This is a genomic window from Methylomonas rivi (assembly GCF_024505165.1).
Classification (GTDB): Bacteria; Pseudomonadota; Gammaproteobacteria; order Methylococcales; family Methylomonadaceae; genus Methylomonas; species Methylomonas rivi.
In genome coordinates this window covers 1-15,132 of record NZ_JANIBK010000095.1, presented here as the reverse complement: position 1 = coordinate 15,132, position 15,132 = coordinate 1, and the positions used below count along the sequence as shown (strand labels likewise).

The 15,132-nt window shown below is 52.7% G+C and carries 12 protein-coding genes; 1 reads left to right on the top strand and 11 read right to left on the bottom strand.

Annotated features, from left to right (window positions below; all coding sequences use genetic code 11):
• The 5 genes from NP596_RS14940 to hsdR form a co-directional block, all read right to left on the bottom strand.
• A partial coding sequence (locus tag NP596_RS14940) for an anti-phage protein Upx-like protein (protein WP_256616183.1) occupies positions 1-1,071 on the bottom strand: 1,071 nt, incomplete at its 3' end.
• Positions 1,062-2,159 carry a restriction endonuclease subunit S gene (locus tag NP596_RS14935; protein ID WP_371927960.1) on the bottom strand — a complete coding sequence of 366 codons (1,098 nt, stop codon included), beginning with the start codon at positions 2,157-2,159 and terminating at the stop codon, positions 1,062-1,064. The genes NP596_RS14940 and NP596_RS14935, both read right to left, overlap by 10 nt.
• Positions 2,160-2,221: 62 nt before the next feature.
• Positions 2,222-3,394: a PDDEXK nuclease domain-containing protein gene (locus NP596_RS14930; RefSeq protein WP_256616181.1), complete on the bottom strand. Its 1,173-nt coding sequence runs from the start codon at positions 3,392-3,394 to the stop codon at positions 2,222-2,224.
• Positions 3,391-5,169 (bottom strand): class I SAM-dependent DNA methyltransferase, encoded by a 1,779-nt coding sequence (locus NP596_RS14925; RefSeq protein WP_256616180.1) that lies wholly within the window; start codon positions 5,167-5,169, stop codon positions 3,391-3,393. The genes NP596_RS14930 and NP596_RS14925 overlap by 4 nt, the downstream gene beginning before the upstream one ends.
• A 15-nt stretch (positions 5,170-5,184) precedes the next feature.
• Positions 5,185-7,599, bottom strand: a complete 2,415-nt coding sequence (gene hsdR / locus NP596_RS14920) for an EcoAI/FtnUII family type I restriction enzme subunit R (RefSeq protein WP_371927959.1) — start codon at positions 7,597-7,599, stop codon at positions 5,185-5,187.
• A 215-nt stretch (positions 7,600-7,814) separates the two neighbouring features.
• Between hsdR and hbs the strand changes: the two genes are divergently transcribed.
• On the top strand, positions 7,815-8,087 hold the full coding sequence (gene hbs / locus NP596_RS14915) for a non-specific DNA-binding protein Hbs (RefSeq protein ID WP_256616179.1): 273 nt from the start codon (positions 7,815-7,817) through the stop codon (positions 8,085-8,087).
• 13 nt (positions 8,088-8,100) lie between these two features.
• On the opposite strand, the gene traN is transcribed toward hbs, so the two are convergent.
• The 6 genes from traN to NP596_RS14885 all read right to left on the bottom strand — a co-directional run.
• The gene (gene traN / locus NP596_RS14910) at positions 8,101-10,881 is read right to left on the bottom strand and encodes a conjugal transfer mating pair stabilization protein TraN (protein ID WP_256616178.1); all 2,781 of its coding nucleotides are present in this window, start codon (positions 10,879-10,881) and stop codon (positions 8,101-8,103) included.
• On the bottom strand, positions 10,881-11,912 hold the full coding sequence (locus NP596_RS14905) for a TraU family protein (protein WP_256616177.1): 1,032 nt from the start codon (positions 11,910-11,912) through the stop codon (positions 10,881-10,883). Before NP596_RS14905 ends, traN begins: the two co-directional genes overlap by 1 nt.
• Entirely contained in the window at positions 11,909-13,048 is a 1,140-nt protein-coding gene (locus NP596_RS14900) for a TrbC family F-type conjugative pilus assembly protein (protein ID WP_256616176.1), read from the bottom strand. The genes NP596_RS14905 and NP596_RS14900 overlap by 4 nt, the downstream gene beginning before the upstream one ends.
• Positions 13,049-13,103: 55 nt before the next feature.
• Complete coding sequence (gene lepB / locus NP596_RS14895) at positions 13,104-13,634, bottom strand: signal peptidase I (protein ID WP_256616175.1); 531 nt, start codon at positions 13,632-13,634, stop codon at positions 13,104-13,106.
• Between the two features lie 4 nt (positions 13,635-13,638).
• Positions 13,639-13,956 carry a hypothetical protein gene (locus NP596_RS14890; RefSeq protein ID WP_256616174.1) on the bottom strand — a complete coding sequence of 106 codons (318 nt, stop codon included), beginning with the start codon at positions 13,954-13,956 and terminating at the stop codon, positions 13,639-13,641.
• On the bottom strand, positions 13,946-15,132 hold a 1,187-nt coding region (locus NP596_RS14885; RefSeq protein ID WP_256616173.1), incomplete at its 5' end, for a TraG/VirB4 family ATPase. The genes NP596_RS14885 and NP596_RS14890, both read right to left, overlap by 11 nt.

Below are 15,132 nucleotides of genomic sequence, written 5' to 3'. Positions count from 1 at the left end.
AGTTGTGGATAATTGGCTGACTTCCCTTATACCGTATTGATTCATTACGCTGAGATCATCTGCGACCATCAGAAAGTGTAAAAATCGCCGAGTACCTACCTGGACAACGGCGCTGCTACATATACCGTTGAGCCAAGCAATTTCTTCAGGCAGTTTGATTTTTTTTAATCGGTGGCGACTTCCGAACCGAGTTGCATTAAAAAGCCTGCGCTGTGCGCATCCCATAAGATTGGACTGTAAATTTTCTAATTGCCCAGCTTTGAATGCACATCTCAGAATATAGCGACGGATGGCGTAGGTGATTGCATTGGGTAATGCAACCACATAATCGTTGCCGATTCTGACTAATGGTTTTTGATGAAGTGTAGATTCTTCATTATGCTGACTTAGTAATTTTTGGCATTCAGTTAAATCGAATAAAAATGGTTTTAACTGTTCCTGATCAATTCCAAGTTGTTTCAGATCGTCATTATTGAATACAACGCGATTCGCCCATTCTTTCAATGGGCTTGCTGGAACCAGCTTGATCATGGCTCGGGGCGCTGAATATTCCATATGCCGCCGAGGCAAGCCAGCTCGTTCGAGCATTGCATCAGAAAGTCGTAAAAGTGCTATAACAGGTTCAAGCCAGGATTTTTGGCTAACATCTCCAGTGAGCGTTAATGTTTCGATAAGCAATGTCGTTGCGCTGTCAGCGGATTCCCACAGTCCTCCCAAAACACGGAAATCGCCCTCCGGTGTAATAACATTGACGACAAATGTGTCTTCAGGAGGATCTTCCATTTTTGCAATATCGAAGTCCCCCGCATGTCGATTCAACCAATGATTCATGTGCTGCCAAGTTGGTGTTTTTCTACCGCAACAGCGCGCAACAATCAGGTGTGTGAGTAGTTCAATTCGATAGCTATTCGCCTGGAAACTCGGCACTGTTGCAATCCCTGCAACCATCGATAGACAAGCTTTTAGTTCGTATTTTTCGAGGATTTTGGCTAACAACTTGGACTTTGGGTGCTCCAGATGATTGCTAGCTCCTCCGATCAAAGAATTGAAGAGCGGATCAGCTAATTGCATTTAGTTTTGTGCTCGCCCATCGCATTTGAAAATAGTCGTTCCAGTGTGGCCGGGATTAGCGCCTGATTAGCTTCGCGGATTTTGGTGTGTCGTTGTTTCAGTTCGTTTTGACGGGACAGAATTTCAACGATTTTTAGCTGATCCTGAAATTCCGGCATGGGGAGTTCGATATTTAAAAACTGTTCTGGGCGGGTACGTTCTCGGCGGGCGCCAACGCCTCGGGTTGCGGCTTGAAGTAGTGACCAGAACCAGGGCGTTCTGATAAGTTCTCCCAGATAGACTGGGCTTGCCAGATCGGGTTTGCAATGGAAAGTTCTGTACTCTGGGGAGACGAACATGCCGGCCAATTCTGGTGGACAGACTGCCAACGCGCCTTCCCAGCCTTTGACCTGGCTTAGCACGATGGCATCGGTATACAGGCGATTGAAGGCTCTGTATGAGGTTTCCGTTCCCGCTAATGCTGGCTTGGCGAAAAGCCCGCCGCCGAAGCCGCGCACACCGACTTGAGGGTATTGGCCATCGGGTTTGATGAGTTCGGATTCTTCGAATAATTCGATGATGTCGCCCAGGCGAACCAGGCGACCTGCCGCGAATTTATGATGCAGGCTGATTAATAGCGCCTCGGCAACTGCGTCGATAGCGTCCAGATGTTGATCGATTTGCCGGACTTTGTCAGTCAATTGATCGAGGCGGTTGACGATTATGCTTTGATCTTTTAGCGATGGTAAAGGAACTTTAATTGGTAACAATCGCTTTGGTTTAAGTTCGGTTTTTATACCATCAGGTAAGGATCGAAAAATAATATCCCGAAATGTTTGGCTCCTAAGAAACCACCACATATATCGTGCAAATGAAATATTGTGATTTACTCGATAAGCAGCATAATGAATAGTTGCAGCAATCGCTGGCTTGCCTTCTGGCCAAATTGCAATTGCTCCCTTGGTGGCATTTATTCCTGATAGTAAAAGATCACCAGAATCACATTGAATAAGCCCAGTTTTGGAGTCTGTTCCAGAACGAAATTCTATGCCTCCATCACTGAAGCGAATTTTTGAAACAACCTTGATTTCACCAGTTGCAACTTTCATGGAATCAGGGCGTTTTGCTCGATCTTCAAGGATTTCTCCTAATGAAATTAATGGCCACCGACTCATGCTTCCCCCTCATTTTTCGAACCCGTCAATCGCCGCGATTCTAACTCGACCCGCGACCGCTCCAATTCCTCCGCCAACAACTTTTCATCCGGCAGCACGGTTTGATATTCGGCGGCCAGAACCTTATTCGGCAGGTTGTCCAAGGCGTAATGGGCTTCCGCCGCGCCTTTGGCGGCGCATAGAATCAGACCCACCGGCGGGTTTTCGCCGGGTTTCATCCAGTGTTCGCGGGCATAATTCAGGTATAGGTGCATCTGGCCGGCATCGGCATAGCTGAACTTGCCGACTTTAAGGTCGATCACCACCAGACATTTCAGGCGGCGATGGAAAAACAGCAAGTCGATGCGAAACCAGGCGTCGTCGAGCCGCAAGCGGCGCTGGCGGCCGACAAAAGCAAAGTCGTCGCCCAATTCCAGCAGAAAATCGGCCAAATGCTGGATCAATGCGTCTTCGAGATCGGATTCCGAGTATTGGTCTTTTAGATTGAGAAATTCCAGCACGAACGGATCCTTGATGGCTTGTTCCGGCGTTATAGCGTCATCCGGTTCGGCGTGTTCCGCTTGCGCCAACATCGCCACTTTGTTTTTGGATAACGCGATTCGCTCGTAGAACTGGCTGTTGATCTGTCGATCCAGTTGCCGCACCGTCCAGCCGCAACGCAGGGCTTCGGTTTCGTAGAAGCCGCGTGCTTCCGGTTTTTTGACCGAAAGCAAGCGCACGTAAGCCGACCAGGGTAGCGGGAAGGCGTCGGCCAAGTTTGCAAGCGTGAGTAATTGTCCAGACGCTGTCTGGATAATTGGCGTTGAAGAAGATTGTGCAGACAGTGTCTGCGAATTTCGGGGAGAAATGCCAGACGCTGTCTGGCAAATTTGCTCCAATGGCCAAGCCAGATAAAACGCCCGCATTTGCCAGATATTTTGACGGCTAAATCCACGGCCAAAACGATTGGTCAAATCCAAGGCCAACCGCTGAATCAATGCCTCGCCATACGCGGCGCGATCTTCACCACCTTGTTCGAATTCGACAATACGGCGGCCAATTTCCCAATAACTGGCTGTCATTAAGGCATTGACGCTACGGGCGGCGGCGCGGCGAGCGTTTTCCAGCAGTTGGACAATGTCGGTATGAATGTCGCCGTAAGCGTTGGGCAAATTTCCGGATTCGCTCATTGTTCCACCTCATGCACCAGTATTTCGATCTCGCCCAACAGGCGCATCACTTCGGATTCGTGACTGCGCATGCTGGCGATCAGGTCTTTGGGGTCGGCGTGTTCCAGGCCGGCCTTGGCGTGGGGATTCTTTTGATCGAGATTATAAATCGGCCAGTACAGTGCATCGCCTTCGCTTTGTGCGGCTTTGGCGGCGGTTTCGTGGGCTTGTTGTTTGGCTTTCAGGTCGCGTAGCTGGGTTTGCAGCGCGGCTTTGTCGCCATTGCCGGCGGCGGAGATGGATTGCTCCAATTCCCGAATCTGTTTGCCCAGGGCCAGCGCGGCAGCGCGTTCGCTTTCGGCGCGTTGCCAGTGGGGTTCTGCAGCGGCAAGGGCATCGGCGCGTTTGCCGGCGAAATCGACTTTCCAGGCTTGCGGGGTTTCCTCGCGGTTGTACCACCAGTTTAAGGCTGGTTCCAGTTCTTCGAATTGCAACGGCGCGGTTTTGCTGTATTTCTTGCGGCCTTCCGGTAAAGGTTGTTCGTAATACCAGATGGTTTCGGTGGGGCCGCCGCGTTCGAAAAACAGCAGATTGGCCGGAATATCGGTGTAGGGTGCAAACACGCCTTGCGGCAGGCGCACGATGGTGTGCAGGTTGAATTCTTTCAGCAGTTCTTCCTTGATGGTGGCGCAAACGCCATCGCCAAACAGGGTGCCGTTGGGCACAACCACGGCGGCACGACCTCCACGTTCCGAGCCAAAGCCCGCGTAGCGCAATTTGCGCATGATGAACTGCAGGAACAGCAAAGCGGTTTCGGCGGTTTGCATGTTGGCCGGAAAATTGGCTTTGATCCCGGCTTCTTCTTCGCCGCCGAACGGTGGATTGGTGAGAATGACATCGACGCGTTCGCTGTGGCCGATTTCCGTGACACGGCGTTCCAAGGTATTGCCATAGGCAATTTGCGGGGCTTCCAGGCCGTGCAGCAGCAAGTTCATTTGCACCAACATATACGGCAAGGGCTTAGCTTCCTGGCCGATCAGGGATTCGCGTTGAAGTGTGCGCCTATCATCCGGCGTTACCACTTGCTGCAGTAAGTGATCGTAGGCTTCCACCAGAAAACCGCCGGTTCCGCAGGCGGGGTCGAGCACGGTTTCACCCAGTTTGGTATCGGTGACTTGCACCATAAAGCGAACGACGGGACGTGGGGTATAAAATTCGCCGGAATCGCCGGCGGCATCGCGCATTTCACGCAACATGGACTCATACAGATGCGATAGGGTGTGAATCTCTTCGCTGCTATTAAAATGAATGCCGTTGATCTTGTTGATGATGTCGCGTAATAAAAAGCCGCTGACCATGCGGTTTTGCACGCCTTTGAAGACGTTGGCGATCACTTCGCGTTGGCTGCCTTTTTCGCCTTCGCCGGCCAAGCCGCGCAGATAGGCAAACAAGCCTTTGCCTCGGCTGCCGTCGGGACGGATGGTTTCGTCCTGATTGATGAAGGTCAGCAATTCCTCGCCGGTGACCCCGTCTTCCCGTGCAGCCCAATCCCGCCAGCGGTAAGGCGATTCAATAATGGTTTGATAGCGTTTGCCATCCAGCTCGGCTTCCTGTTCGTGGAGAATTTCCAGGTCGTCGAGAAATTTTAAAAACATCACCCAGGTTAACAATGGCAAGCGGTCGACGTCGCCATTCAGCCCTTTGTCTTTACGTAGGATGTCGCGCGCCGATTTGATCAGTGCCGACAGTTGTTGAGAGGTGGTTAATACGGGTTTGGTTTTTTTGGGTTTGGCCATGCAAATATTATGAGGTTATTGGTAGATGGCGGACTGTAATTGCGACACAGCCGCTTTCAAGCCTTGGATACCGCCAAAATAGCGGTTGGCGATTTCAGTGGGAGTGCCGAACTGTTCGAACGGCTGCACCTTCATTAATTCGGACAGGGCATTGAATTGGCTGATGCCGCGCTCGATGTACTTATCCAGCATCAGCGAGAGGATTTCACGGGCCGTTTCGCTATGCTGGCTGAACAGGGTTTGTGCCGATTTACGGGCTTGTTCGGCTCGTTGCCGGCGAGTCAGTAGCGGCGCATTCCAGGCCAGATGGCAGAGCAGGTCGAAAGGATCGGCATCCGGCAAATCCGACGATGCCGCCAGCTCTTCGAAGCTGATGCCGCGTTCGGTGAGTTCGCGCAACAGGTCGCTACGGGTATCCGGGTTGGCCCAATCGCGTTGAAAGTCCGGGCTGCCGGGATATAGGGAGCGCACGGCGCGGCCGGAATATTCGGTATAGCGCACGACTTGCAGCTTTTTGCCATCGGTATCCAGGTCGTAGACCAAATGACCGATGACCTCGACTGTGCCGCCGTCGACATAGAATTTACGCGGCTCGGCGGGCGGATCGGTGATGATTTCACCTTCACCGTCTGCGGGATTGTCTTCGTCCGGTAGGTATTCGCCGGGGGCTTCCTCGATTTCGTTGTCGATGATCTCGACCGTGGTATCGACGATTTCGCCTTCTTCATCGATCGTCACTTCTTCGATACGCGCCGGATCGCCATCAAAGTCCGGATCGGCGAAATGCCGGGTTGCGGTGCCGGTGAAGTCGATGATGTTGAAATATTCCTTGCCGTAATCGACCTTCAGGCGCGTACCGCGGCCGACGATTTGTTTGAATTCCGAGCGCGAACCGACCACACGAGCCAATACCACGTTTTTCACCATTTCGGCATCGACGCCGGTGGTGAGGAGTTGCGAGGTGGTCAGGATGGCAGGCGTAGGTTTGTCGACATCCTGGAAATGGGCCAGATGGGTCAGGCCAATGGCGCCTTCATCGGCGGTGACGCGGCAAACGTAATCGGGGTATTGTTTGACCAAGTCGCTATTCAGATTGAGCAGTTCCTGGCGCATTTCCGAGGCGTGTTCCTGATCGACGCAAAACACCAGGGTTTTTGCGAAGCGATCGGTACCTTTCAAAAAATCGCTGAGATGTTTGGCCATGGCGCGAGTTCTAGCCCGCAAGGCTATGACGCGTTCGAAATCCTTGGTTTGATATTCATCATCCGGTACTGGGCGGCCGTAACGATCCAGTTCATCTTTCGAGGGTCGCCAGCCAGCGGCGTCGACGGTGGTGATCACGCGATGCACACGATAAGGTGCCAGGAAGCCATCTTCGATGCCTTGACGCAGGCTGTAGGTGTAGACTGGATTGCCGAAATACTCGTAGCTATCGCGCGAGTCTTCCCTCAATGGGGTAGCAGTCATGCCGACTTGAACTGCCGGTTGGAAATAATCCAGCACCGCCCGCCAACTGCTGTCATTGCGACTGGAACCGCGATGACACTCGTCGATGATGATCAAGTCGAAAAAATCCGGCCGGTACTGACGAAACACATCGCTATAAGGATTGGTCAGTGCTTGGTAGATGCCGAAATACATTTCCCGACCCTGGCTGACATCATTACCTGATATCTTGAAGCGGGCATCGCCAAATGGCGCAAACATTTTGGCCATGGGATCGTCGACCAGGATGTTGCGGTCTGCGAGGAACAGAATTTTGGGGCGGCGGTATTCGTCAGTGCTATTCCAGCGGCTATTCCACAATTTCCAACACAGTTGAAACGCCACGCAGGTTTTACCGGTGCCGGTGGCCATGGTAGTCAGGATGCGTTTTTGTCCGAGTAAAATCGCTTCGATGATGCGGTTGATGGCAATGACCTGGTAGTAGCGGGGAATCTTGCCCGACACCAAATTAAACGGTTCCAGCAATTGGTTACTGGCTATTTCAGAAAGCGAAGATGAGGCGGTTAGACGGTGCCAGAGTTCATCAGGACTCGGGTATTGATCAATCACACGTTCGGTGCCTGTCGTGTAATCGATTTCAATAATTTGCCGACCATTGGTGGCATAGGCAAATTTCAGCCCCAGAATTTCGGCATACTCGCGTGCCTGCTGCACAGCGGTTTCGGCGGGGAAGGCAAGGCTTTTAACTTCGACAACGGCGAGCGGAAAATCACGCCGATAGTAAAGCAGATAATCGGCGCGTTTTTGTTGTCCCCGGCGGACTTTACCGCCAGTGACAAAAACGCGGCCATTAGTGAAGGTTCGTTGTTCGCCAATTGCATGAGGTGTTGCCGACCAACCCGCACTTACCAATTTTGGGGTCACAAATTCGCGACAGGTATCCGCCTCGGTCATGATCGTATTGCAGTTGTTATCCCTGTCCATTTAGCTGTTTCCCGATTTAATGCCTAATGATTCTGATGAGGTATTAGTCAAAATTCTTGGAATATTAGCAGCTAAGCGGCTCAATTCATAAGTATTCGCTATCCTGGCAAGTAGTTAATTGGATTTCTGGCTACAATTGCACCTTGTAGCTTTAGTCACGATCACTGATAGAACTACAATTTCGCTTTCGCCAAAATAAAAGGGAAATAACATACATGAACAAATCTGACCTCATCGACGCCATCGCCAGCCACGCCAATCTGACCAAAGCCGACGCCAGTCGCGCATTGGATGGGATTACCCAATCTATACAAGCTGCACTAAAAGCGGGTGATTCTGTGGCGTTAGTAGGCTTCGGTACTTTCGAAGTGAAAGAGCGTGCAGAACGTGCTGGCCGCAATCCACAAACCGGCGAAGCCATCACCATTGCAGCGGCTAAATTGCCATCCTTCAAAGCTGGCAAAGGCTTGAAAGACGCCGTTCATTAAGGTTTAGGCCGAATCATTGCGGCCCCATGCCCCAGCCTTCCAGTTCAGACTGTCGTTTGACCGTGGGCACATCAAGATCGGACATCCGGCCTTGAGTGCGGGTTAAGGTGTCTTGTCGTCCGCTAGAGACAGCACCGTATTTCTGTGGATTGAGCCGACTGCCGGTGCCGGTAAGTTGATCGAGATTGAGCATGGATGCGGCATTGGCGGCGGATGGCAAATGCCCTGTCTGTGCCAAAATCGCCAACCATTCGTCCAAATTGACTTGTGTCCAGTCCACGCGATCCAGATCAGCGACTTTAATCCCGGTACAAGTTGGACTTTCCGGCGTACCAAAGTCCATGCCCAGCTGCGGTTTGATTTGTTCGTTGAGGATGCGTGCTAGCGGCGAGTTGTAGCAGCAGTAACTTTCTTTGCGAACCCAACACACGCCAGCAACTTTGCTCTCGCAATAGGTACCCAGGTCCTTACAGACTTTCAGTTGCTTCTTGGCGGCCAGTTCGTATTCCGGTTCTTCACAGGAATAGACCATCTGGATAATCATAATGATGATCATCACTACGGTATACGCCGTCATCAAGGTGCTGAGCAGTTGTCCTGCTACCGCCGCGCCGCCACCCAGTTGCACACCTCCGGATTGCGCCGCTGGCGTCAGATTACCTGCCGCATCAAAGGCCGCTTGGCCGCCGGCACTGAACAAGGCATTACCGGCGGCTTGGCCAAAGGTCTGACCGATCCATTCTGCCACTGACTTCATCAATTCGCCTTTCAGCGAGTCAAGTAGTCCTTTTGAGGCAATATCGCTGGTACTCAGCATGTCGGTACCGACCAAGTTATTGACGCCCGAAGCAAAATCCGCTTGAAAACTGTTCCAGGCATCGCCGGCCAGTGTAAACGGAGTACGCATGGTTTCCCAAGCGCCTCGAATCGCCGAAGAGCTATCCATGGCCATGACGGCGCTGTCCATTTGACTGGTTGCGATCAGCAAATCAACGTAACGTCCTAAGCCCATCGCGCCCGAGGGCGTTTCGCAGCAATCCACCAAGCTGAGAGCACCGCCCACCATCTTGCAACTGGCGGGTTTACCCTGAAAGACCTGGCAGGTGGTCGGATCTTTTTGCTGCAAATCGGCGTTGGCATAATCGCAATGTAAGTCCATGGCCATTTGCTGCGCACTATTCAATAATGCGACCGCCTTGCTGAAATCCTGGCTCTGGGTGCGATTTACCGTGATACAGTCTTCGCCCATGCAGCGAATCGGTCCGGCACATTGTTGTTGGGTATTGCTTTGAAGTGCCGGAATGCCCACCGTTTGCCCGCAATCGTAAGTATCGACACTGTCCCAACAGGTGCCTGAGGCTAACACGCTGGTGCATTGGCTTTTGATGAACGAACAGCCTTGGGTTTCCAGGGATTCGCAGGTTTTGTTGGGCATACCGTTCGCCGGCGGCTGCAAACAATGGGTGCCGGCGGTATCGGTCCAGCATTTACCGTATTGATTCAAATCGCAGGTTCCTGAGGCCTGGATAGCCATACAGGTATTGCGAATCCCTGTCGAACTGGCCACCGGGGCTTGGGCTAAATGTGCGCTACAGACCATCACCTGTGACGCCGGATCAACATAACAACCTGAAGCATTGGCCGGATCGTTGGTGCAACTCAATTGGCTGCCCGTCTGGCAAATGCCATCGCTAATCGCATTGGCCAGATTCTGGCAATTCGGTCCGCTCCAGCTCCATTCGTCCTGGGTAATCAGTTTCGATAAGTCGTAACGTAAGCGTATTCGTGCGTAGCCTTCGCCCATGCCACCGACGATAGTATTTTGCTGGAATATTTTGTGGCCACTACTGTTAAAGGCATACGTCACATCACGGTTTGGCGTATCCACCCAACTTTGCCCCAACTCGCACGCACCCCAGCCGCTGGCACCGGTGTAAATCAAATTGCCGCCGAAAAACAAGCGGGTTTGATCGTCGTACACCACATGTTCCAGACGCGCACTGGTAATGGCCTCCGGATGAATCATGTTGTAGGTCACCTGCCAGGTAAATACCCCGCAACCGGCTGACCAATAATTATCGCCTACCCGGCCAATGTACACATCCAGACAGCCCGGTCCGCAACTGGAAAATCCACCGTCACCCGCTACAAAGCTTAATAAGGGTTCGACATGGACTTGGTGAGTGGCCGTGCAGCTTTGAGGTACCGTCGGTTGGCGGAGGCAGAGCTGATAATCCGGCACCCGCACCGTGTGCTGGGTTTCAGTTTGGGTCGTGGTGGTGGTACAGTCCGAGAATGACTGTGCCCAAGGTGTGAAGTTACTAAATACCTGATCGCCGCTTTGCCAGATCGGATCGGCGTGTAAGTCCGGGTGCGACTGGTGGGCATTGTCGATCAAGGTGCGATAGGCTTCGCCGGTAAAGCTGGTTTCGCCATTCAAGGCGGTCTGTGCATTCAAACCTGCCGCCAGTGTGCCGGGGTTGTTGCCGTAGAGCTGGGTGAAATCACTGGTCGTCGTGGCACTGTTGTGGGTATCTGGGAACAGTGTGCCGATCGAAATGGCACTTTCCTGAGCCGTCCCCGGATTTAGAGTCAGCGTGCCGTTGCCGGTATCGAGCGGAAACGCAAAACCGCCGAGAACTTGCTGGCCCAGTTGTTGACCATCGCGCCCAGCTGCCTGAATCGCATCGGCCCATGAAACGCCAAACGGGGTCCAGGCCAGTGTCACACACAAAATTGCAGACAGCGTCTGCACAAACCCACGCTGTGGATCGAATATCTCCCGGGCACCCATCACAGCCCTACACAGCAGTCCTGCCACCGCCACAGCAGGTAGAGATGATCCTCACCCGGCCCTGGATAAGTACGTCCCGCGCCCCATTTGAACGTGGTTTCACCAATGGCATGATTTGAGTCGGTTTCCGCGACCGGATAAAACATCGACAACCGGTATTGGGATTTGGGGATGAAGGGATAGATATACCCACCGCATAAGGCATCGTTGCCCGAGGTTTTCCAGGCCAGCCCACGCCGATGCAGGGATGCCGTGGCCCGCGTGGCCAACAAACTGGTGATGCGTGGATCGGTGCCATAACTGGTCGGCGAAATGCCGGATAAGGGATACATATGGCCCCAGGCACCGGCACACCAGAACAAGGCATCCAGCGGGTTGCCGGTGGCCGCTGCCGCAGCATCGGCAACACAGGCGGAAATCGCCACCGGATTGGCAAAAAGAGCCGTCTCCGGACTGGTAAAAAACGCCAATAAATCGTTGTTCCAGGTCGGATCCAATTCCGAAACGTACAGCAAATCAAAATCCCGATAGCCGTCGCTGTTACAGCGGCCATCCCAGAATAGATCCAGCAGAATGGTCAACGGAAATGCGAAATAGTGGTAATTGAAAAACGACATTTCGCTAGCATCGAAGTCCGCCTTGCCGGTGGTAGCGATCAGGCGCACATTGGATGCACTCAATTTATGACCACCCAACGCCGGCGAACACCAGGGATTGCGGACGATCTCGATTAGCCGGGCCGGATTCCATAGGCCCATGGTCATGCCCAGTTCCGGTATGCCCATGGGATCGGTGCAGAAACAGAACTTTTCGTCGGTGGCGATGCTCGGTACGTTGCCTCCGCCCAGCGAAGCTCCGGCCGCCCGAATCGGAAACAGACAGCTCCAGCAAATATCGGTGATCAGCTTACCGGACCACAGTTCGGCGTCCGAGCACAACGGATCGACGCCATTCGCGGTGGTTGCGGCATAAAGCGGGGTTGCCAGCGTTATCAAACCTCCCAACACCAAGTGAAAAACGGATCCCTTCATGACCGCTCTCGTGTTGAGACCGGCAGTTTTCGCTCATGAACCACTAAGTGGTTACCGTATTGTTCGACAATTGCCGGTACCTGCTGCAATTGAAAACGACTGCGCACATCCGGCGTCAGTAAATACACCGGTGCCTGAAGCGCAGTTTCCAAATGCTGCAAGCTGTCCCACCCGGACTGACGCGGCAGCGATGTGGCCAGATACATCACCCGAGCCTGTTTATCCTGGCAGGACTGACGCTGAATCAACTCGACTTGAGCCGGCACCGTGGCATCGAATACCTTCAGACATAAGCCAAACGGCATCTTGTCCAACGGATTAACGGTTTGTCCGGCGCGGACGATCAGCTGGCCATTGGGGGCTGCCAGATCGCGCGAGGCGGTGATGGTCAGATCCACGGTCCGATCACGATCGGCCTGAGCCACCGGCAACACTTCAAATGTTTGCTGCTGCCAGAACCGAGCGATGGCCTGTTGCTGCTTTTGTTTCCAGTCGATGGCGGCCATCCGGCGTTTGATCTCTTCGAGCAAGTCGATTTCGGCAATCTCGCCGACATCGCCCAAAGTTCCAAAATCACCCTGCTTGCCGGCTTTGAGTTGTTCGTCCAACCAGGACAAACTGCTCACACCTCGAACATGTAAATGGGATTTACCCTCTTGTTCGACGACGATGTCTGGTACGGACGCAACTGACCAACGCTGAAATCGGGTGGGATCAATAACGATGTTGGGCAGAGGCTCGACGCCTTTTAGCAAACGTTTGAGGTCAGCCATCAATGCCGGTAGTTTTTGACCGGGTTTGGGACCGCGAAACACCAGCAATACATCCTCCCGACCTGAGGCCTCTTCGAAAATACCTTTCAGCGCGGACTCACCCAGCGAAAAGGACACAAACAATAGCGTGACTGGTTTGTTCGAAGGCGTTGTCGGAAGACCGCTTGCCACTGTTGTCGATCGTGTCGATAGCGCCTCTGTTTGGTTCGCTTGTGAGGCTTCCAACAATTGTTGCGCTTGGCGTTTCACGTCCAACTGTTCAGATTGACCGTTCAACCAGTCAGGACGAGGCTGGCCTTCCAAGGTCTGCAAAATAGCCTGAGAACGTTGCAGCCAAGCTTCTTCTGCCTGAGCCGTTTGCACAAAGAACCAGCAAAGCAAACAGACCGCCGAACGCCGCCAATGAAATTGAGGGGGCTCAAAACAACGCATAGGCCCGTCCAATCACTTGATGGTCGTAGACATAACCCCAATAGCGCGAATCGAAGCTTTTTTCGGTTTGCCCCGTAACCCAATAGGCGGCTGGCGGGATGGTTTCATGGCGTTTGAATTGGGACGCCGGCTTTTTAAGCTTTTCGGTCAATGGCAAACCGTCGATGATCCGTTCACCGTTGATCGTGGTGTGCTGCGGATCGACATGGATGGTATCGCCCGTGACACCGGCGGCGATTTTGACGATGATCTGACCGTCCTTGAAATACGGTGTCATGCGTTCGGCACGAAATGCGATCAGATCGCCGCGCCAGATATCCTTGTTATAGGTATCGATCAGATACACCCACTTGTCCGGCAAACAGCGGTCGACTTGATCGTCGCCGCCGATCAAGAAGCGTTGGCCGATATAGCGTTCAATGGCCAACACCAAAAGTAAGATGGGTAGTGCTTTGAGTAGGAAGGGTGCAAGCTTCGGTTTGCGTGATGTCTTTCGGTGCATGATGTCATTTCGCATGTCTTCACCTGTTAGCCTGTTGGACATAGATGTCGTTTGGGGCAGCGACCACCGCGGTCGAATCAATGACCAAATAACCCGCATCACTGAGTTTCTTGGCTTGGGCTTGCCAGTCATCGACAATTTTGGCCATTTGCTCCTGGCTGGCATTGGGCGGTATCGATTGAATCAATTTGGCTCTGTCAAACACGAATACCGGCGTCACCAAATTCAAGCGTTCTAAGGGCTGTTGTAATTGCTGTTGCGCAGCCAGCCAGCCACCGAGACATCCCAGACAGACCGCGATTAAAACAGTGCTGAGCCATTGCGATTTAGGGTCCATAACTGATCTCCTTAGGCTTACTGCTACGACTGTCGATGAGTTGTTGAATGGCATCACCCAGACTCAAACCTTGCCGCCGGAGCTGCTTCAAGGCGTTGACGTCTTCGGGTTTGGTGGAGAACAGAATGCGTTTGTATGGATCGACAATCAGTCGGCCAATGCCGGAACCCATCTCGGTGATGAAGAAAATTTCCGAATAAGCGCCGGGCAAGGTGTGGACAGTTTTTAAGAGTTCATAGCCGCCATCCGACAATGGCAAGCGTCGATCCTGCTTCATACCTTCGATGACTTCGGCTTTCTGACCGAGTAGGTACATATTGGCCGAATTCTCGACAATGGCGCGGCCGGCGGCATTGCGGTATAAGTCGTTCACCGACTGGGTGATGGTCACTGCGGCGCCACCGTATTTCCGAAACCGTCGATAACCATGTTCCATAAACTTGGCCACATCCCCTTCGGTGAGTAAATCCCAAGCTTCGTCGATGATCACAATCTTGGGTCGGTTGCGTTCGCCCAGATACATTTCCTGCTGAATTTGGTAGATCAGTTGCAGCAACACCACCTGTTGCAGATGTTTACGGCCTTTGAGTTCTTCCAGTTCCAGCACGGTAAAGTCGCTGGCAAATTTGGCATTGTTCTGGCCATTGAAGTAGCGACCATATTCACCTTGAGTGGTAAACGGAAACAGCTGCTCACCGACATCCTTTAATCGCTGATCGGTTTCAGCGCAGAGTTGTTTAGCAATGTCGTCGACCGACATGGCTTGGGCTTTCTCAGTCCACAGCTGTTTCAAAATCCGCTTGAGACCGGCGGTTTGAAAGTCCGTAAGTTTTTCAGTCGGCGCCGCCATTTGGCTCACCAATCCGGCTAACATATCGGCTTCTTCCTCGAAGTTCTGCACAATCTCAAACGGGTTCATGCAGATACCGGAACCGTGGGTGAATTTGACGAAATCGCCTTCCAGCACCTCGCAGAGGTTTTCATACGAACGGCCGACATCGATTGCCCAGATTTGTGCGCCTTCGGTCAGGTAGCTGACGATGATCTCGTTGGTCAGGAACGATTTGCCTTTACCGGATTCGGCGGCGATACACAGATTGTAATTGCCGGTGGTATCAAACAGCGACACGGCCATGTGTTCGCCATTACGCGAAACAAAATTCAAGGTCGGTGTGT